This window comes from Acidianus manzaensis (assembly GCF_002116695.1).
GTDB classification, from domain to species: Archaea; Thermoproteota; Thermoprotei_A; order Sulfolobales; family Sulfolobaceae; genus Acidianus; species Acidianus manzaensis.
In genome coordinates, this window is record NZ_CP020477.1 from 2,430,007 (window position 1) to 2,449,031 (window position 19,025).

Genomic DNA, 19,025 nt, shown 5'->3' on the forward strand with positions numbered 1-19,025 from the left:
TTCTTCTTTATTAATACTTATTTAAGCTCTAGATAGAGAGAAAGTATAGATGCTAACAGTGACTTAAGAAGACATAGCATCTAAAGGAGTTTCTTTATGAACCTAATTTCTAAGGTTATTAGTTTTTATATAAACTGGATAAGATAAACGTATGAAGAATGCTATTGAACCATGGGGAGTAAATGTACCTTACATTTATCTATCTATAGTAATGTTTACTCTTGGAGGATTATCCTTATTTTTAAATAATTATCACGGTTATCTGATGAGTATTGGAGCTTATTCTCTCTATTTTGGGATGATTCAAAGACTATTCTTTCCAGCTAAAAAGTACATTTATACTCAACTATTAGCCTTATTTTCCTTAGCTATTCCCTTCTCTCACTATTTTCAAGCTTTAGCTTCTGTCTTTTTAATTATAACCGAGATTTGGGCTTTGAAAGATGTTAAAAAATACGGTAGTAAATTTCCAATAAACTATTTGGTTCTATCTTCTCCATTCGCTTCTTTTATTTCTTGGTTATTCTTTGTAAATTATTGGATGCTAGTTATACCAATTTTTATATATATCCTAGGTGTTAACATAGGAGTATTCGCTGCTACACTTAACGCTAAACCATTCTTTGGTTATAAACAAATTCCAGTCCTTGTTCTTACAGTTCTTTCATATTTCTTTAAGATATTTTTCCCTTTAACGTTAATAGTGTATTTTAGTATGCTCTTTTCCAGGAGAATAAAACCAAATTTAACGTCATTTTCAGTGGTAGTGATTTCCCTAGGATTAGCTTTATCGGCAATATTTCTTCATGAGTATATTCATGCTTTTTATCTTGGATCTATGGCTACTTTCTTCTTTTCGTGTATAACTTATTCCACTGCAAGGTATAATCATGATAAGGTATTCTATTCAGTTATCTTGTTAGTTCCTGCATATTTTTTAAGATTTATTAATTTGGACGTATCAGCAGTTTTCTTTCCTTTATCTTTTCTTCTTTTCTTGTATCTTATTAAAGATAATTTAGGAATTACAGGTATTAAGACTGGAATGTCGAAAAAATTTTTGATTAAATAGCTAATTGTTTCTACCATCTTTTTTTATTTCGATTTTCGCTTTTTATGTTTTAGATTGGTAAACTCTTTATTTTAGATTTTTTAATTAAGTTTAAGGTGTAAAAGATTTGAAAGAGAAAGTAGGAAATTTAGAACTTGAAGTAGAAGCAATAGTCGATGTTGAAGGTAACGAGTACAAAGTAGTTAACGTTCCTAATCCAGATGAGTATAAAGGTTTTCCTCCATCATGGGAATTCGTTAAGAATTCCATGCTTACCTGGAGGCCATATTTTAAAGGTAAAATGATTGAATTTAATAATCAGTTAATTCCTGCAGTTGGAGAATATTTACTTAATTTAGACGAAGAAATGTATAATTTTATCATGGAAATATATCAAGTCTTTAAAGTGAACAAGCCTTCAATTGAAACGAATATTAGTACCGTGATTACTGATCAAATAAACGAAATTGAAAGAAAAATAGGAAGAAGTTTAAAAGAAGAAGAAAAGACTTCGCTTTACATTAGGTTTGCAGTAGAAGCAGCTATATTTAAAGATATTGGATTATTAAATTAAGTGATAAAAAATGATGACTTTTACAGCAGAAGGAAAACTTGAAGGGGACGTAGCAAAAATTTCAATAAACTGTAATGAATATCAGATAGGATTATTTGGTTCAGATTATCCTACACCAGAAGAAATGCTTTTAGGTTCAGCCTTATCATGTCTCCTACTTACTATATACTACGTTGCAAAAGAAAAAGATGTAAAGATAGACGAGGCATACGGCTATATAGAAGGTACAATGGATCCTAGAGGATTCCAAGGAGATCCTAACGTTCCCCCAGGTTTACTTGAAGTTAATTATGAAATTACAGTTAAGAGCAAAGATGATAGAATAAAGGAAGTATTAGAAGAATCTGAAAAAAGATGCCCATTGAAAGATACTTTATCTAGGCCAATAAAAATTAATGTAAAATGGAATTTGAAAAGCTAAAATAAAAGAAAGAGAAGAAGAGAAAAAATCAGCTAACAGGAATTTTTGTGATTTTTCTCTTTAATAGATCTTCTACTGCGCTAGTTACTGCAGCTGCTGACACTCCTACAGGAATTTCTCCTATACCTTTAGATCCCATAGGAGTGAAAGGAGAATATTCTGGAACTATATTAACTTCAAATTCAGGCATTTCTACGGCTGTCGGAAATCCATAATCTGATAAACTAAGAGTTTCGAGTTGTCCTTCTTTAGAATATCTGTATGCTTCATATAATGCAACTGATACTCCTATAAAGGAGCCTCCTATAACTTGTTCCTTAACAACATCAACGTCCAGAGGATTTCCAGGATCAATATAGACTATTAATTTAACTGGTTTAATTAAACCTGACTCATCTAGTTTTACTACAGCGATATCTACAGCGAAAGGATAGGCGTTAAATCTAGTTTTACCTTGTAGAGAATATACGTAAGAGACTTCTCCTTCTAAATCTAATATGCTAGTTTTCCTATCTCCTTTAATGAAATAGCCATCTTTAAACTCGCCATATTCTCTAAATTGTCTCTGTAGTTCTTCTACTGCACCTTTTATTGCTCCAGATAAAAATACTGACATTCTACTTCCGCCAGGTCCAAAACTAGAAACTGATTCTAAATTATCTAACACTTCAATTTCTATCTTATCCATTGGAATATGTAATAATTGTGATAAAAGTAATCTGCCAACATGTTCGTTTCCTTGACCTTCTGGTCCATATCCTATTCCTAAGTATACTTTTCCATTTTTTACCCTAATTCTTACCCCTTCTTGGCCTGATGGTGTACTTGGATCAGTTGAAGATGCTATCCCTATACCGTATCCTTTTTTCCTTAATTCGAAAATATCTTTTCTTGACAACGCAATTTCCATTAATTTTTTAGGATTTCCAGAATCGTAAAATGCGTAAGGTGCTTCATAAGGAAATTCATCGATAAAATTCTTCATTCTTATTTCTGCTCTGTCCATGTGTAGTTCGTCAGCTATTGCATCTACAGTTCTTTCTAATGCCCAAGTATGTGGTGGTGTTCCTGCTCCTCTAAACGCTCCTGCAGGATTTTTGTTAGTTGAAAGCATTTTTACGTCATATCTTATGTTTCTTATTTTATATGGACCAGCTAGTATACCCATGGGCTTTAATGCTTGTCCATTAAATATAGTAGCTCCAACATCTTCTAAAACTTTAAAATCCAATCCTGTTATTGTTCCGTCTGACCTAAAATAAGCTGTAATGTTGAATTTCCTTTCTGGCCCAGAACTATTTGAAGCTTCTAGATGCTCAGTTCTAGTTTCTATCCATTTTACTGGAACTCCGAATTTTTTAGAAGCTAAGCCCAGAGCAATTATGTAGTTAGTCACGGAAAATTTAGAACCAAAACTTCCTCCTTGTCTAGTTGGTATTAATCTAACTTTTCCTAAATATTTTGAAATAGTTTGAGATTGAAAATACGATGCTTGAACGTTAGAGTAAATAGTTAACTGATTGCCAGGATACACTATTACTCCAAAAGTTTCAATTGGATTTCCTGAGGATCTACTCCAATACAGATCTAAATTTATGCTATTATCTGATGTGGGTAAGTTTCCATACTCATAAACGTTTTTATATACTACATTAGTTCCTAATTCTTCAAAAAGAATTGAATTATCTTTTAATGCTTCATCGACTGAAGTTACTGGAGGTAAAGGCTCATAATCAACGTTTATTAACTCACCTAAGTCTACTGCCTTGTAAGGGTCTTCTGCTAGCACTATAGCTATTGGTTCTCCTACATATCTTACTTTTTTATAAGCTAATGGGAGTACAGTTGATGAGCCTTCGCTTTCAGTTTTTGTAGTTTCTATAGAAACTTTTAAATCATCACCAGTAAGGATTAATGCTCCTCTATTTTTTGCCTCATCTACTTCAATTTTTCTTATTTTAGCGTGAGCGTATTGGCTCCTTACAAAGTAAGCGTAATAACCAGAAAATGGAAGGTCATCTACATAATTTCCTTTTCCTTTTAATATTTCTCCTAGATCTGTACGTTTCATATTAATCTTTTTATTTTTTAAGATATAAAGTTTCGGCATTAAAATGCTAATTAGAAGATTTTATATTCCTTTTAATCTACAATTTTTCCTTTATTATTCTTTATCTATTAATTTTTAGGTTAATTAAAGGTAATAGCTAATTTAAAAATAAAAGCCAACAATAATAAAGGAAAAATTTTTAGTATAGTTTTTAGTATAAGTTAAATAAGTGGGAAATATATGGTAACTGAATCGAATTGTGAAATCCCCGAAGATCTTCTCTATTATATAGAGGGGAAAAATACTGTATGGGCAAAACAAGAAGGAGATTTAGTTATAGTAGGAATAACTGATGTAGCACAAACAATGGCAGGAAAAGTTGTTAAAGTTAGAATAAAGAAAAAAGGAATCAAAGTAGAGAAAGGAAAACCAGTAGCAACAATGGAAAGCGGAAAATGGGCAGGACCAGTTCCAGCTCCAGTATCTGGAGAAATAGTAGAGGCAAATACAGAAGTAGAAAAAAGCCCAATCCTAGTAAACCAAGATCCTTACGGAAAAGGATGGCTAGTAAAAATGAAGCCATCAAATCCAGAAGATCTAAAACAATTATTTACTGGAGCTCAAGCAGTTCAAAAATTGAAAGAACTCATAGCAAGCGAGAAGATATCATGTAAGAGGCTGTGAAATGTCTTGGAGATTTATTGAACTTCCTCCCCAAGACGGCTATCATATGATCACTTCTTTTGTTTCCGTAGCAGATTACGTAAGTAGGGGAGGAAAAGATACTTTAATGTTATTTTCTTCAAAAACCCCTTTCGTAAATGTTGGGGTTCACCAAGAAGTATGGTTAGAAGTAGATTTAGATTATACTAAGTCTCATAATATACCAGTTGTTAGAAGAGATTTAGGCGGAGGAACAGTCGTAATTACTCCTGGAGAACATGACTACTTTATTGTCATAAGAGAAGATGAAGCTCCCAGAAATCCTACAGAATTATATACTAAGTACCTAACGCCAATAGTAAATGTACTAAAAAGCTATGGAATTAACGCTACATTAAGGGATCAAGATATAGTAGTTAACGGTAAGAAGATAAGCGGAAATGGAGCAATGACTTACGAAAAAGCAGTAGTAATAACTGGAAACATTCTAATGCACCTAGATATAGATCTTATCAGTAAATGCGTAAGAGTTCCAGATGAGAAGTTTAGAGATAAAATGGCAAAAGATATGAGAGATTGGTTAACGTCATTAGAAAATGAAATAGGAAGAGTTCCATCTAGAGAAGAATTAAATAAGAAAATAAAGGAAGAATATGAAAAAGAGCTAGGAATAAAATTTGAATCCTCAAGTTTAACACCAGAAGAAATAGAACTTTGGGACAAATTAGCAGAAGAAAAGAAGAATGAAGAATGGATATATTACAGAGATAATAGACATCCTGACTTAAAAACAGAAAGATGCGTAAAAATTTCTTCTGCAGTGGCATTATGTCACCTTGACTATAAAGCAAGAAAATTAATAAGAATAACTGTAAAAATAGTAAATAAGAAGATTCAAGAAGTATCTATTTCAGGAGACTTCTTTATAATGAGCCCAAAGGATTTCCTAGATTACTTAGAAGATAAACTAACTGGAGCAGACCCAGAAAAGATACCTGAAATAATAAACCAGACATTTGAAGAAAAGAAACCAGTAATCTTCGGATTTACAAAAGAAGACCTAAACACAGCATTTCAGAAAATCTTAGAAAAACCAGAAGTTCAAGAAATCTTATAAACAAAAATAGCGTCAATACACTAAATTGTATAAAAATTTTTATTTACATATTTGTTATCTTTCTATTCTTTTCCCTTCTATCTCTAAAAAGGAAATAATATGCGTACATAGTTGTTTATATACTATTTATTGGATACTACTGTTCTTTTGAAAGTTGGTCTAAGAGTAAATAGAAGATCAATGAAATAATATACATTTTTATAGTATTACTTATACTGAAATATTTAAAATAAGGTAGTACATATATTATTATATGCCGATTATTGGAAGGAAGAGTCACACAAAAGACGGTCAGAAAATTTACATAAGAATAGGAGAAAGTCCTCCAGCAATTAAAGATGGTAAAGTGCAAGAGGGAGCATTTTTTATAATTTTGGGCGACGATATGGGAGAGAAAAGCATAAGGTTAACAGATCAAGAGGCTATAGATTTAGCAAATAGAATAATCACTATTTACCAATTGCACGTAAGAATGTACAGAAAGTTAGATAAGAAAACTTATGAAGAATATAAACAATCCCATACAGCTAATAATGAAAAAATAGAACATGAAATAGTAAAGTTTCTTTTAAAATCAGGAGGGCAATGTACAATTGAGGACATAAGAGAATCATTAAGTGTTAAACATGCAGACTATTTAACGCATTTAGAGAAAGAAGGTGTTGTAAAGATTAAAGGAAACAACGTATTCTTGAATTTTGGAGAAAGAGAAAATGAAAATGATATAAACGATAAAAGTACCTAGATTATGTTAATAAGCCTACTTTCCTTTTCATATCAATTATTAATAATTATTTTGTAAATTATGCTAAGTTTTACAATTAAATGTATCTGATCTACGAATATTTTTAACTAAATTTATATACTTAATATTTGTTCTTAAACATTGAACATCTTTTTTAGAATAAAACTTAATTAACTATTTTTGATATAGCTGAAATATGGATTCTAATTGGTATTCATGCTACAAAAACGTTAGAGAAGGTATTAGATATCTGTCAGCTCAATTTTATCCAGAAAAAATAATGAATAGGTGGTCAGAACTAAAGAGACTATCATTTAATGCAGCTAAAATAGTCAAACTGTATTCTCCACAACAAGTTATTGAAGAAATAGAGCACTTTGACTTCTTCAAAGAGTATTTTAAAGATGACCCATTAAATACTGTAGATTTGCCTCAATCATATATTAAATTATTTGATGGATTAGTAGAGGATTTTAAGACTAGTAACTGGAGAGATAACGTAGCAACAAGATTTCACATGATAACTGAAGGAATACTAGCTACAGTAGGTCTAAAAATTTTAAATGAAGTCTCAGCTAAGAATAATCTAAAACAGTTCAATCAAGGAATTAAAACAATAATAGAAGATGAAGCTAGACACGTAAATTTTGGATTCTCCTTGATTCAGAATAAAGAATATGCAGTTAAAAGAATAGAAGAGCTTTATCCGCTTGCAATTCAAATAGTACATGAAGGAAAAGATAAAATAGAACCATTAGGTTATTCAATGACTGAATTAGAGAAATTAATGGAAGAATTGAAAAAAGCAAGAATAAAGAGAATAATGGAAATTAATTAGAGTTTTTATATCAGTAAAGGCAAATAAAGTATTATAATTTATTTTTAAATATTTTAATTTAGAGTGCTGAGGTTCTCTACCAATAGTCTACGTTATTAAAAATATAAAATAAAATTAAGAAATGAATTAAGCCTGGCAACACTTTATTTTTCTTGCTACTTCAGTTACTCTTTTTCCAAGAAACTTTGCAATAGTTCTTTCGTTCTCATCTAGTTCTTCCTTCGAGCCTAAATGCGTAGCTCCATATGGTCCTCCACCAGAAACTGTTTGCGAAATTTCTGGAATTTTGTATCCTAATGGAACTATGATCATTCCAAAATGGTATGCATAAGTACTCATTGTTAGTATTGTTGTTTCGTGACCACCATGTATTGTTGAGGCCTCCGTAAAGAATCCTACTGGTTTACCGTACATAACATTATCCTTCCAAAGAAGAATAGTCTGATCTAAGAACGTTTTTAATCCTCCAGCCATATTTCCGAATCTAGTAGGAGAGCCCATAATGTATCCATCTGCCCATTTCATGTCATCCAGTGTTGCTTCAGGAATTTCTTTAACTTTGTCTAAAGGAAGTCTTGATTGCATTTCGGCTGGAAGAGTTTCTCTTACTCTTCTGATTCTAACTTCCCCATTTTCTTCTTCTACTCCTTTTGCTATTTCTTTAGCTAATTCTACTATGGATCCATACCCATAAAATAGAACTAAAACATTTGGTTTACACGACATATGATGAAGAGCATTACTCTTTTTAAAAATCTAACTTTACTTTTAGAAATCTAATTTATTCAACTTTATATCAAAACTAGCTAATGTTACCAAGTTCATTATAGAAATTATCAGGCATAGACTTAAATTCTGAAAAAGTAAAATTATTGTAATACTTCTATTAAATAGAGATTTTTTATCTACTCAGACAAATTATTATAAGTTATTTGAAAATTTTATACCTTATTTTCCCATGCTCTTCCCTTATTTTTAACTTTATGCTTGATTTTATTTATTGACAATTGTTAATTAATGTTATATTACTTTTCTTTTAATAGAATGTAACTTTTATAACTAAAATATAGCGACAAGTTTATATTTTGATTTGGTAATATTACCATATGTATATATATTTAAGCAGATATAATAGATACGTTTTATCTTCATTACTTTTAGTTTTGTTTTTATTGAGTATAACGTCATTAGCAATTTCTGTAAGTAACATAAGCAGTGGTGCAGGTCCAAGTTATGGAGTTTACGTTAATGGGGAAGTATATTTTGTAGCTCAATCAGCTAATGAATTGCAAGTTATTAAAGGTGATAGTATCGTTCAAACTTATCCTTTACCGCATTTCGGAAAAGCAGTTCCTTTCAAAATAGCTTATGGCGATGGGTATTTCTTTATAGCTTATGAGAAAGGACCTTTTATTCAACTAAATAGTAAATTACACGATGTTAACAATTATACGATAAATGAAATAGGAAACTATCCAGATATCATTTATGCAGGTAATTATGCTATAGTTACTGCATCTTATGGAAATTCTGTCTACTTTATTTCTCCTTCAGGAAAGATAACTGAAGTTACTGTAATGAGTTCTCCTCAAGCATTAGCTTATGATAATTACACTAACATAGTATATGTAGGAGCTTACAGTAATAATTCAATTTACGGAATTTCTCTTTCCTCTTTATCTGTGATAAAGAAATTTACTATAAATGATAGCACAATTGAATCTATGGCTTTCGTTCCTCCAGATATATTAGCTGTAGCAACATATGATCAGCAAGTTGAGTTTATCAATTTAACAAATGATAAAATTATCCATACAGTTACATTTACTGGAGGAATTAATGGGTATTCTCAAATAATATATGCAAATGGTTTTCTATATTTATCATTAGCTCATCAAAATGATCAAGTAGCGGTTATGAATACGTCTGGAGCACTTATTGATCTGGTTACAGTAGGTAATGGTCCTAATGGTATTGTATATGACCCTAGTGATAATGATATTTATGTCATGGCATATAGTTCTAATCAAGTTAATTATTTTACAGCATTAACTCCTTCAGTACCTCATACTACAGTTCATGTATCAACAATAAACTATCCTCTTATTGCAGGAATTGCTGTAGTAGTTTTAGTTATCATAGGAATAGTAGTTTTCATAAGGAGGAGGTGAAATAAATGGTCGGTCTTGAACCTGGAATTACGCCTCTTCCTATAATAGTAGCATATTTTATTATTGCAGTAGGAATTGCTTTTTTTATAATTAAGAAGAGTAGTAAAAAACTAAATGCTATTGATTTAGCTATCGTTGGAGTTGGAGGAGCTTTAGTAGCGATAGCTGATCATATTGTTGGAGATGCTATATTTTTACCTTCTGGAATATATCCTATTATTAATCCTCCGGTATGGTTTAGAATTTTTGTATTTTTCATAGTAATTGGTGCTGTAAGGAAAGTTGGTAGCGGAATGCTTACTATGGCAGTTTTCGATATAGTAGGAGATCTTATTCATTTCAGCTTTGTTGGAGAGCCTCTATGGTTAATAGAAGATGTGTTTACTTATGGTCTAATGGCAGATATAGTAATTTTCTTGACAGGAGGAAAGATATTTGCTATTGGAGAGAAATTAAAAAGCCGTTTTGATTTCTTACTTATATCTGCATTAGAAGGTGGCGCATTAGGATTTTTCTTCTCTTTTGTTCATCCTTTCTTTACATATGGCTTTATAGCGCCAGAAGTGTTCGGATTTGTTCCAGATCAAGCTGAAATAACATATCTGTTCGTAACTTATATACCTGGAGATATACTTATAGGTGCTATTTCAGCTATAATTGCTAATAGAATTAGTAAAGTTATAAGATAAGGGAAATCAAATGTCTTTTGTTTTTATAAAAGATCTAGAGGTGACTTATCCAGATAATGAATATCCAAGTATCCAAATTCCAGAATTGAAAATTAATGAAGGAGAATCAGTTCTAATAACTGGAAAATCAGGTTGTGGAAAATCTACTTTAATAAACGTGATAAATGGTATTATTCCGAAATTAATTGAAGCCGATGTTAAAGGAGAAATAAAAATATTTGGAGAAGATATTTCTTCTCTTTCTGTTCATCAAATTTCTAAAAGAGTTGGAACATTACTTCAAGATCCAGATAGTCAGATTTTGAATTATTTCGTGAAAGATGAGATAGCTTTTCCTTTACAGAATTTGAATTATTCTAAAGAAGAAATCTTAAAAAGGATAAACGAAGTGACTGACTGGGTAGGAATAAAACATCTTTTAAATAGGGAAACTTTTACCCTTTCTGGAGGAGAAAAGCAAAGAACAGTATTGGCAAGCATCTTGGCAATGAATCCTAAGGCTTTAATTTTAGATGAGCCTACTTCAAGCTTAGATTCTAAAGCTACTAAAGACGTTATTGATAAAATTAAGGACATAATAAAAAGCGATGGAGTAAAATCTAGAAATGAAGAAAGGGTAAAATCTATAATTATTGTAGAGCATAAAGTAACTAAAGTCTTACCTTTTGTTGATAGAATTTTAGTAATGGATAAGGGAAAAATAATATATGATCTAAGAAAAAACGATGCAATACTAATGGCAGAAGAATTAGAAAAAATTGGAATTGAAATGCCAATAAGAAGAAAAGAGAACATTCAAAGAAGAGAAGGAAAAATTGTATTAAATGCAACAATAAAAGTAACTAAAGATACTCATTACTTGGTAAATACGGAAGTTTCATTATCAGAAGGAATAACAGCATTAATGGGAGTAAACGGTAGTGGTAAGAGTACTTTACTTAAAGCTATAGCTGGACTACTTCCTAAAGATCTAAAATTTGAAGGTTCAATTTCTATAGAAAATAAAAATAATATAGAGAAAATGAAAATTGATAAAAGAGGAAAATTAATAGCATATTTACCTCAAGACGTGGATCTCTTATTTATTAAGAGAACTGTAGAAAAAGAATTAGCTTATTCTATGAAATTACGAAATAAAAAAATTAATGAGAGTATTTTGCAAAAATATTTGAATGATTTTTCCTTAACAGAAGTTAAAGATAGAGATCCTCTTCTTCTTTCAATAGGGCAAAAAAGAAGAACTGCATTGGCTATTACAATGATTTCTAACGTGAAAGTTCTGTTGTTAGATGAACCTACTACTGGACAAGATTGGTATCATAGGAAAATGTTAGGAGAAGATTTAAGGAAATTAAAAGGTGTAGCAATACTTGTAGTAACCCACGATCCAAGATTTACTTACTATTATACTGATAACGTTTTACTTATGGATAATGGAAAAATAGTTTACTCTGGAAAACCAGAAGAAGCATTGAAAGTAGCTAGTAAAGAAGAAATAATATCAGAGGAGGAACTAAAAGAAATAGAAGGATGAGACATGAACTTAGTAGACGTTGTAATTAGTTGGTTTTTTGTCATATTTGGTGCTTCATTTCCTCTGTATCTTCTCCTTGTAGCAATAGGAATAAAAGGATTTGAACAATTAACCCATTATGTAGAGAAAAATACTATAATGCATAAAGTAAATCCTCTAACTAAATTAATTATACTTTTACTAATTACTATCGTAGCATCTCAATCAATATGGTGGATAGGATTTATGCTCGGGTTAATAGGACTTATCTTTTTTATCCCATTGCAAAGAGTAAGGTTGATTATTCTTTTTTCAGTGACGCAAATTTTTGGAATGACATGGGGATTTTCAGTGTTTACTCCACCTTCTCTCTTGTTGGAGATATTTCATAAACTTAATGTTATTTGGACTTTTCCGTCTTATTTTCAAATTATGGGTTACGTACCTGACTTAACTATACAAGCGTTAATTTATGGCTTCCAAGTTTCAATGAGAGTTTGGGGAATGTTTATTTTTTCAATGCTAGTTCTTTTAACAACTACGACATCACAGATGATTAATGCGTTAAGCAAATTCAAAGTTCCATTAGGTATAACTTTTGCTGTAACGATAGCCATGATTTCTATACCAAGAATATTTGAAACAGCGGATACAGCGTATAAAATACAAGTGATGAGAGGAGAGAAAAAGATTATAGCTTTATTTCAATCTATTGTGCCTACAACAATATTTCTATTTAAAAATGCAAAAATAACAGGGATTTCGGCAGAAACAAGATGCTTTATGGAGAGCAATAGTAGAACAGAATTAGACGAAATCAAGCTAAGCGAAGTAGATAAAATAATAATTTCCCTGGCTATAATTCTTACGATAGTAGATTTATATTTTGTAGCTATAGGCTTAATACCAGCTATACCTTTGCATGGATAAGCAATATATAGACATAACTTATTTTTATAAAAAAGAAGAAAAACGTTTATCCATATCTATATGATACGCCATTTTCTGGAAAATGGAATTTTATGGCATGATAAGGGCAAATAACTAAAGCTCCTCCGCACTCCAGACATCTTTCATAATGAACAATTATTCTTCCGTCTTTGTCTGCTTCATAAGTTCCAGCAGGGCATGATACTATACATGGTTTATCCTTACAAGTTAGGCAAATATCCGTATTAACTTCTATGTGAGATTTTTTATCTACGTTATAAGTGTTCAATCCTAGTCTTTTTAGTAAATCAATCATCTTACTTCACACCTCTCCATAGATCAATAAGTAATTGACCTAATGATATTCCTTTTTCCTTTAGTCTACTTAAAGCTTCATCAATTAAGTACTTCCTCTCTTCACTTACGGTAAACATTGACGATAAAACTTCGCATATAACCTCAGGGTAAATTGAAAGCGTTCTATCTTCCTCAATTAATTTAAATCTATTTAAGGCTAACTGTAAATGTTTTAATACAAAACTCTCTTTTAATAGAGTATAATATATTTCTGTGTTTTCATAATTTTTACTTTCAATTATCCTCTTAGCTGATATGCCAGCAATCATTCCAGAACCTATTGCTAAATCCATCCCTCTTATTGTAAACCCGTCATTAATCAAAAAACCTGCAGAATCTCCAACTGCTATTACGTTTTTATCGTAAATTGGAGGTAAATTATCATAACCATAATATGGTATTGCGTGGGCTGAGTATTCTAGAACTTCACCTTCAATTCCTTCTCTTTCTCTAAAAACTTCTACTAAATCTTTAGCTGGAACTTCAGATTTTGGTAAAGAATCAAAAATTACGGCCATTCCAACAGAAAGCGTATCCTTATTTGTGTAAACAAACCCTCCACCCTTTACTCCCTTAACTGCTCCTATTACCGTTTTTGCCTCTCCTTCTTCGTTTTCCTTTGATTTTATAATCTCTTTAACTCCTAGCATCCATTTCTTAGGTGAAAAGTTTCTTAACCCTAAGAATCTAAAAACTACTGAAGTAACTCCAGAGGCATCTATAACTAATGGAGCTTTTAAACTTCCTCTGTTTGTATCTAGAACAATTCCATTTTCCTCTCTATAAGCATTAGTAACTAGGGTAGAATAAGAAATTATAAGACCTAAATTTTCAGCTTGTTGAGCTAACCATCTATCAAATTTAGATCTAAGTATACTGTAACTATTATCTGATTTTTCCTCAAAAGAGAAATATAATTTCCTATTATTACAATGTACTTCAAAACTTTCTTTGCTTATTGGTAGTTCTAAAGGTGCATTCTCTATATCCGGTATTAATTTTCGTAAAGCGTGAACATACATTCTTCCTCCAGATACATTTTTAGCTCCACTATAATCTCCTCTTTCTAGTAAAATAACATTAAGGCCTTCTTTAACTGCAGTTATTCCAGCGGATAACCCTGAAAGTCCTCCTCCTACGATTATAAGATCTGCATCATAGCTCATGATATAAAATTTATTTAATTAGTTTATAAATATTGTTTCCTATCGAATCTAACTAAACTAGTAAATGTTTTCAAAATATTAGTTTAAACTTTTTAAAATCTTTGCTTTTAATTAAGACGGAAAAAGCAAGACCAAAAATAGATTTGTTATGGGATAGCTTTATATTTATTACTATCGAAATCGATATTATGTTTAGTTATTCACCAAAAGGAAGATTAAAGATGATAGTTTTATGGTTACTCAGCGAATCTCCAAAGAAAGGAATAGAGATAATTGATGATATATCAAAAATGACCTGGGGAATGTGGAGACCATCTCCAAGTTCAATTTATCCAATCTTAGCTTCATTAGAAGAAGAAAAAATGATAGAAAAAACTCCGGACGGAAAATACAAATTAACAGATAAAGGAATTGAAGAAATAAGTGATTATCTTCCACCTAGATATAAAGGAACAATAGATACAGCAGTAGAAGAATTAGAGAGCTTAGTAGACTTTTTTGAAGACATAGGAAAAGAAAGCCTAATTCCTTACAAAGATAGAATATCTACATCTATAAATAGATTACAAAAATTAATTGAATAAGGTGACAAAAATGATAGCAATAAAAGCAATTAACCTCACTAAAAAGTATGGTAATTTTACAGCAGTAGATCACGTGAATTTTGAAGTAGAAAAAGGAGAAATATTCGGTTTTTTAGGACCTAATGGTGCAGGAAAATCAACCACAATAAAAATGTTGACTACATCGTTAAAACCTACAGAAGGAACAGCATTAGTTAATGGTTACGATATTGTAAAACAACCCTCATTAGTTAGACAATCTATAGGAGTAGTACCTCAAGAATACACAGCAGACGAAGATCTGACAGGATGGGAAAACATGATGTTTATGGCAGGAGTATTTGGAATACCTAAGAAAATAGCAGAAGAAAGAGCTAAAGAGCTTCTAGAAATGGTAGACTTAACGCAGGCTGAAAAAAGAAAAGTTTCAGGCTATTCAGGCGGAATGAGAAGAAGATTAGAAATTGCAATGTCATTGATAGGAAGACCAGCAATACTATTTTTAGATGAGCCAACATTAGGCTTAGATGCTCAAACGAGAAACGCTATTTGGACTTATGTAATGAAATTAAAGGAAGAATATGATATGACAATATTCCTTACTACGCATTACTTAGAAGAAGCAGATATGTACTGCGATAAAATTGCAATAATTGACAAAGGACATATACTGAAAATCGGAAGTCCAAAAGAATTAAAAGAAAGCCTAGGAGGAGACGTAGTTTTATTAGAAACAGACAATCCAGAACAAGCAATAAAAATCATATCAGATATAGAAGGTGTTGTTCAAGTAAATCAAATAAATTCTGAAATAAAAGCAAAAGTTAAAAACGGAGAAGAAATAGCTCCAAAAATTATGGAGGTATTAGTAAAAAATAAAATAAAAGTAACTAAAATCTCTATAACTCAGCCAACAATGGACGAAGTTTACATGGAATACACAGGTAAAAGCTTAAGAGAAGAACAAGCAAGTTCTGCAGAAATGATGAGCATGATGAGAACTATGAGGAGGGCGAGATCATGACAGAAGTACAAACAAAAGAAGGGAAGGAAAAAGAAGAAGAAAAAAGAAACACTACAATGTTACATGGATTCTGGACATTAACTAATAGAGAATTGAAAAAATGGTATAAGGCACCAGTAATTTTACTCCTTTCATTAATACAACCAATATTCTGGATAATATTATTTGGAAAATCTATGAACCTTGGAAAAATATTTACTTCTACTTCAATATCAATACCCGGCGTTGATATACCTAAAGCTGTAATTGATCAAATAGGAACAGAAATATTAAAGGCTACATTTGGAACATCAAATTACTTCTCATTCCTAGCTGCTGGAATGCTATCTTTCATTGTACTATTTACCTCAATGCAGAGCGGAATGTCAATAGTATGGGATAGAAGATTAGGATTCCTAGATAGATTATTAACCACCCCGATACCTAGAGGAAGCATAGTAATGAGCAAAGTAATGTCATCAGTTATAAGATCATTAGTTCAAGCGTCCATAGTTTTAGCAGTGGCAACATTAATGGGAATGACATTTGCTTCAAACATTAGCGTTATATCATTCTTGCTAGCTTATGCAGCATTATTCCTAATGTCATTAGGACTTTCAGCCTTATTCATTATGTTAGCTATAAGAGCAACAAGTTGGGAATCTCAAATGGCTATAATGAATTTACTTAACTTGCCTTTGCTGTTTACTAGTAATGCATTTTATCCAATAAGCGAAATGCCATCTTGGTTAAAACCAGTAGCAGAAGTAAATCCATTAACTTATAGTAACGAAGCAATAAGAAGCTTACTCCTAGGAATACCTAGTAACTTAGCAATAGACTTCGGATACCTAGTAGCGTTTGCAGTAATATTATCAGCTATAGGAATGATATTATCTTGGAAATATCTATCCCAATAACTTCTTTCAATTTATGAGTAAAACAGTATTATATAATAAAAATTATCTTTTTCCTATCTGTTTTTATTCTGCTTTTTCTAAATATTATTTTCCTATTAATAAAAGGACTACGTATAGTAGATAAATATTAATTTATGAGATTGAATCACCTTATCATGTATTCTAAAACAATATTAAAGAGAGTGAAAGAATTTCACGAAGAGCTTTTAGGCAAAAAAGACGGAAAACTAAGCTTTCTTTATACTTATCATTCTTTACAATATGAATCTTACTCAAAAAGCGGAAGGCCATTTGAACAAGCATTACTCACAATATTCTCTCCAATTCAAATTCCAGAAAAGGAAATAAAGGGAAAATTTGGAACTTTTTACATTGATGAACAAAATAAAAGAAAAGTATACGTTTATAAAAATCTAGTAATCGAAGACAAATTAGGGGACATAAAAGAAATAAAAGAAAATGAGGAAGGCTATCAAGAATTTTTGATGATATCTAAAATACTTTCATATCCACCTACAGGAAAAGTTTACATAATAAAAGATGATGTAGATGTAATTTTAGATGAAGTAAAGAATTACTTTATAAAAATGCATGGAGATGACGGAAAAAGAATATACTACTCTCTGTATCATTATGCACAAGCAGAGGCAATAAAAGACAAAGAACAAAGTTTAAAGAATATCCTTAAGGATAACGTAGTAAAAAACCTAGAATTAAAAGGAAATCCGTTACCCGGAAAACTTGGGACATTCTATATAAATGAAGAAGAAAAAGAGATAGGTTATCAATTTGAAAAGCTAAAATTCGTAATAAAATACGAGATTGAGATGGAAGATTTCAAGAAAATGGAGACTTACGTGCAAAATCACAGAGAATTAATTCCTAACGCGCAAGGAGATACTGAGGATTGGATAATAAACATATTTAGAGCACCATTTGTTAATAACGCCAAAATATATATCTCAATAGAAAAATAATTAAAGAATGAGATTTTTATTAGTATTTTTTCATTAACTTAAATAAAGTCTGGCGATATTCTTCATGAATTGAATTTAGAGAGCACTGAAACCGTACCTTTTAATGGCTGTTATTCAAAGAACTCTGATTCATCAAATATTAATGATCCAACTATCACAGAAATAAAAAGTAGCATTCCATACAATTCCACATACTATGATAAGCAGGAAAAGTGTTTATACCAAGTAAGAGACTTACTATTGCTCCTAAAGTAGCTGAATGTCCTATTCCAAGATTTCTAGGTCTAGTTAGAACTAGGAAAGCGTAACAAAAAATATCACTATAGATATAGCAAATAGATTCATAACAATTACCTTAATATAAGGAATAACGGATAATGTTTTGAGGGATAAAAAATGTTCCTCTTTTAATAAGATTTTTGTCTATATAATTAACTAAACGATTTATCTCTTCTATATAGGAAGAAAATTACTAAACTCTACGTTAACTTACCAATTAATCTAGAAAATATTCATATATTTTTTAAATAAAAATTCCGATTTATTACTTTTTTTCTTAAATCTTATTTGATATGCTAGCTATCTATTTACATTTCCAAAAAAGAAATATAGAAATATCAATTATCTCCTTGCTTTTTTCTAAAATATTATAAATTCTAGTAAAGCTTTTAATTTGGTATTGTGCTATTATATAAATGCCAGAAGAATTAACTCCTTTAGAAAAATTGCAATTAATGGTTCCAGGTTATAGAGGTTATAAGGCTAAAGACTTAATTAGGCAAGATGATTTTCTAATTAGGCAAGCTGTTATTCAGAAATTGGAAGCGTCGATAAATAACTTAAGTAGATTAGAAGGTGAGATAGTAGCAGATGATCCTTTTTCTCCACTCCTTAAAAGAATAGAATCCATTATTTCTAGCATAAGGACGCTTATAGGGACTACATTGACTTTACAAGGCGGTGGAGGCGATGTTTATGCTCGTTATAAAATACAAACTGAACAATTAGATGAAATAGTTAAAAATGACATGAATATGATAGATATTGGTAATCAAATACTAAACTTATCTTCAGATGCTAATAATTTAACAGCAATTTCACAACTTCTTGATAATTTAAGGAATATTATATTGAAGAGAAATGAATTATTTTTCCCACCACAAGATAGATAAATTTTTTGTATTACTTTTACTGAATTCTTCTTTCTATTAGTTTAATGCAATATATTAATAATTCCTAGTACAGAACTTTTCGAAAACTTTATTAGTTGATAGAGA

At 30.7% G+C, this 19,025-nt stretch carries 20 protein-coding genes; 16 read left to right on the forward strand and 4 right to left on the reverse strand.

Annotated elements, in window-relative coordinates; translation table 11 throughout:
• Nucleotides 1-151 precede the first annotated feature (151 nt).
• The 3 genes from B6F84_RS12685 (at nt 152) to B6F84_RS12695 (ending at nt 2,046) form a co-directional block, all read left to right on the forward strand.
• A complete protein-coding gene (locus tag B6F84_RS12685) occupies nt 152-1,072 on the forward strand; it encodes a hypothetical protein (RefSeq protein ID WP_148692580.1) in 921 nt (306 codons plus the stop codon).
• A 106-nt stretch (nt 1,073-1,178) separates the two neighbouring features.
• Entirely contained in the window at nt 1,179-1,625 is a 447-nt protein-coding gene (locus tag B6F84_RS12690) for a hypothetical protein (RefSeq protein ID WP_148692581.1), read from the forward strand.
• A gap of 10 nt (nt 1,626-1,635) precedes the next feature.
• Nucleotides 1,636-2,046: an OsmC family protein gene (locus B6F84_RS12695; RefSeq protein ID WP_148692582.1), complete on the forward strand. Its 411-nt coding sequence runs from the start codon at nt 1,636-1,638 to the stop codon at nt 2,044-2,046.
• Between the two features lie 28 nt (nt 2,047-2,074).
• Here B6F84_RS12695 and B6F84_RS12700 read toward each other — a convergent pair whose 3' ends face one another.
• A complete protein-coding gene (locus B6F84_RS12700; RefSeq protein ID WP_148692583.1) occupies nt 2,075-4,117 on the reverse strand; it encodes a xanthine dehydrogenase family protein molybdopterin-binding subunit in 2,043 nt (680 codons plus the stop codon).
• A gap of 219 nt (nt 4,118-4,336) precedes the next feature.
• Here B6F84_RS12700 and gcvH point away from each other — a divergent pair, with 219 nt between their 5' ends.
• The 4 genes from gcvH (at nt 4,337) to B6F84_RS12720 (ending at nt 7,459) form a co-directional block, all read left to right on the forward strand.
• Nucleotides 4,337-4,780 carry a glycine cleavage system protein H gene (gcvH, locus tag B6F84_RS12705; protein ID WP_148692584.1) on the forward strand — a complete coding sequence of 148 codons (444 nt, stop codon included), beginning with the start codon at nt 4,337-4,339 and terminating at the stop codon, nt 4,778-4,780.
• A 1-nt stretch (nt 4,781) separates the two neighbouring features.
• Nucleotides 4,782-5,876 (forward strand): lipoyl protein ligase domain-containing protein, encoded by a 1,095-nt coding sequence (locus tag B6F84_RS12710; protein WP_148692585.1) that lies wholly within the window; start codon nt 4,782-4,784, stop codon nt 5,874-5,876.
• Between the two features lie 253 nt (nt 5,877-6,129).
• Nucleotides 6,130-6,621 (forward strand): hypothetical protein, encoded by a 492-nt coding sequence (locus B6F84_RS12715; RefSeq protein WP_148692586.1) that lies wholly within the window; start codon nt 6,130-6,132, stop codon nt 6,619-6,621.
• A gap of 196 nt (nt 6,622-6,817) precedes the next feature.
• Nucleotides 6,818-7,459, forward strand: coding sequence for a ferritin family protein (locus B6F84_RS12720; RefSeq protein ID WP_148692587.1), 642 nt, complete (start codon nt 6,818-6,820; stop codon nt 7,457-7,459).
• Nucleotides 7,460-7,585: 126 nt separating this feature from the next.
• Here B6F84_RS12720 and wrbA read toward each other — a convergent pair whose 3' ends face one another.
• Nucleotides 7,586-8,185, reverse strand: a complete 600-nt coding sequence (wrbA, locus tag B6F84_RS12725; protein ID WP_148692588.1) for an NAD(P)H:quinone oxidoreductase — start codon at nt 8,183-8,185, stop codon at nt 7,586-7,588.
• 380 nt (nt 8,186-8,565) lie between these two features.
• On the opposite strand from wrbA, the gene B6F84_RS12730 reads away from it, so the two are divergent.
• The 4 genes from B6F84_RS12730 to B6F84_RS12745 are packed head-to-tail and all read left to right on the forward strand — an operon-like array spanning nt 8,566 to nt 12,762.
• Nucleotides 8,566-9,630: a YncE family protein gene (locus B6F84_RS12730; protein ID WP_148692589.1), complete on the forward strand. Its 1,065-nt coding sequence runs from the start codon at nt 8,566-8,568 to the stop codon at nt 9,628-9,630.
• A gap of 5 nt (nt 9,631-9,635) precedes the next feature.
• Nucleotides 9,636-10,319 (forward strand): hypothetical protein, encoded by a 684-nt coding sequence (locus tag B6F84_RS12735; protein WP_148692590.1) that lies wholly within the window; start codon nt 9,636-9,638, stop codon nt 10,317-10,319.
• Nucleotides 10,320-10,329: 10 nt separating this feature from the next.
• Complete coding sequence (locus tag B6F84_RS12740) at nt 10,330-11,853, forward strand: ABC transporter ATP-binding protein (protein ID WP_148692591.1); 1,524 nt, start codon at nt 10,330-10,332, stop codon at nt 11,851-11,853.
• 3 nt (nt 11,854-11,856) lie between these two features.
• On the forward strand, nt 11,857-12,762 hold the full coding sequence (locus B6F84_RS12745; protein WP_148692592.1) for an energy-coupling factor transporter transmembrane component T family protein: 906 nt from the start codon (nt 11,857-11,859) through the stop codon (nt 12,760-12,762).
• A gap of 46 nt (nt 12,763-12,808) precedes the next feature.
• On the opposite strand, the gene B6F84_RS12750 is transcribed toward B6F84_RS12745, so the two are convergent.
• Both B6F84_RS12750 and B6F84_RS12755 read right to left on the reverse strand, forming a co-directional pair.
• On the reverse strand, nt 12,809-13,078 hold the full coding sequence (locus B6F84_RS12750) for a ferredoxin family protein (protein ID WP_148692593.1): 270 nt from the start codon (nt 13,076-13,078) through the stop codon (nt 12,809-12,811).
• A gap of 1 nt (nt 13,079) precedes the next feature.
• Entirely contained in the window at nt 13,080-14,285 is a 1,206-nt protein-coding gene (locus B6F84_RS12755; RefSeq protein ID WP_148692594.1) for an FAD-dependent oxidoreductase, read from the reverse strand.
• 188 nt (nt 14,286-14,473) lie between these two features.
• Between B6F84_RS12755 and B6F84_RS12760 the strand changes: the two genes are divergently transcribed.
• From B6F84_RS12760 to B6F84_RS12780, 5 genes are all read left to right on the forward strand, one after another.
• The gene (locus B6F84_RS12760; RefSeq protein ID WP_148692595.1) at nt 14,474-14,869 is read left to right on the forward strand and encodes a PadR family transcriptional regulator; all 396 of its coding nucleotides are present in this window, start codon (nt 14,474-14,476) and stop codon (nt 14,867-14,869) included.
• 10 nt (nt 14,870-14,879) lie between these two features.
• The gene (locus tag B6F84_RS12765; protein ID WP_148692596.1) at nt 14,880-15,872 is read left to right on the forward strand and encodes an ATP-binding cassette domain-containing protein; all 993 of its coding nucleotides are present in this window, start codon (nt 14,880-14,882) and stop codon (nt 15,870-15,872) included.
• Between the two features lie 56 nt (nt 15,873-15,928).
• Nucleotides 15,929-16,771, forward strand: a complete 843-nt coding sequence (locus B6F84_RS12770; RefSeq protein WP_420807181.1) for an ABC transporter permease — start codon at nt 15,929-15,931, stop codon at nt 16,769-16,771.
• A gap of 155 nt (nt 16,772-16,926) precedes the next feature.
• Nucleotides 16,927-17,748, forward strand: coding sequence for a hypothetical protein (locus tag B6F84_RS12775; protein ID WP_148692598.1), 822 nt, complete (start codon nt 16,927-16,929; stop codon nt 17,746-17,748).
• A gap of 695 nt (nt 17,749-18,443) precedes the next feature.
• The gene (locus B6F84_RS12780) at nt 18,444-18,920 is read left to right on the forward strand and encodes a hypothetical protein (protein ID WP_148692599.1); all 477 of its coding nucleotides are present in this window, start codon (nt 18,444-18,446) and stop codon (nt 18,918-18,920) included.
• Nucleotides 18,921-19,025 lie beyond the last annotated feature (105 nt).

Bases quoted from the DNA above. Each gene is read 5' to 3' on its own strand.
- B6F84_RS12685 (WP_148692580.1), top strand. From the start codon at position 152: ATGAAGAATGCTATTGAACCATGGGGAGTAAATGTACCTTACATTTAT.
- B6F84_RS12695 (WP_148692582.1), top strand. From the start codon at position 1,636: ATGATGACTTTTACAGCAGAAGGAAAACTTGAAGGGGACGTAGCAAAA.
- B6F84_RS12700 (WP_148692583.1), bottom strand. From the start codon at position 4,117: ATGAAACGTACAGATCTAGGAGAAATATTAAAAGGAAAAGGAAATTAT.
- gcvH (WP_148692584.1), top strand. From the start codon at position 4,337: ATGGTAACTGAATCGAATTGTGAAATCCCCGAAGATCTTCTCTATTAT.
- B6F84_RS12710 (WP_148692585.1), top strand. From the start codon at position 4,782: ATGTCTTGGAGATTTATTGAACTTCCTCCCCAAGACGGCTATCATATG.
- B6F84_RS12715 (WP_148692586.1), top strand. From the start codon at position 6,130: ATGCCGATTATTGGAAGGAAGAGTCACACAAAAGACGGTCAGAAAATT.
- B6F84_RS12720 (WP_148692587.1), top strand. From the start codon at position 6,818: ATGGATTCTAATTGGTATTCATGCTACAAAAACGTTAGAGAAGGTATT.
- wrbA (WP_148692588.1), bottom strand. From the start codon at position 8,185: ATGTCGTGTAAACCAAATGTTTTAGTTCTATTTTATGGGTATGGATCC.
- B6F84_RS12730 (WP_148692589.1), top strand. From the start codon at position 8,566: ATGTATATATATTTAAGCAGATATAATAGATACGTTTTATCTTCATTA.
- B6F84_RS12735 (WP_148692590.1), top strand. From the start codon at position 9,636: ATGGTCGGTCTTGAACCTGGAATTACGCCTCTTCCTATAATAGTAGCA.
- B6F84_RS12740 (WP_148692591.1), top strand. From the start codon at position 10,330: ATGTCTTTTGTTTTTATAAAAGATCTAGAGGTGACTTATCCAGATAAT.
- B6F84_RS12745 (WP_148692592.1), top strand. From the start codon at position 11,857: ATGAACTTAGTAGACGTTGTAATTAGTTGGTTTTTTGTCATATTTGGT.
- B6F84_RS12750 (WP_148692593.1), bottom strand. From the start codon at position 13,078: ATGATTGATTTACTAAAAAGACTAGGATTGAACACTTATAACGTAGAT.
- B6F84_RS12755 (WP_148692594.1), bottom strand. From the start codon at position 14,285: ATGAGCTATGATGCAGATCTTATAATCGTAGGAGGAGGACTTTCAGGG.
- B6F84_RS12760 (WP_148692595.1), top strand. From the start codon at position 14,474: ATGTTTAGTTATTCACCAAAAGGAAGATTAAAGATGATAGTTTTATGG.
- B6F84_RS12765 (WP_148692596.1), top strand. From the start codon at position 14,880: ATGATAGCAATAAAAGCAATTAACCTCACTAAAAAGTATGGTAATTTT.
- B6F84_RS12770 (WP_420807181.1), top strand. From the start codon at position 15,929: ATGTTACATGGATTCTGGACATTAACTAATAGAGAATTGAAAAAATGG.
- B6F84_RS12775 (WP_148692598.1), top strand. From the start codon at position 16,927: ATGTATTCTAAAACAATATTAAAGAGAGTGAAAGAATTTCACGAAGAG.
- B6F84_RS12780 (WP_148692599.1), top strand. From the start codon at position 18,444: ATGCCAGAAGAATTAACTCCTTTAGAAAAATTGCAATTAATGGTTCCA.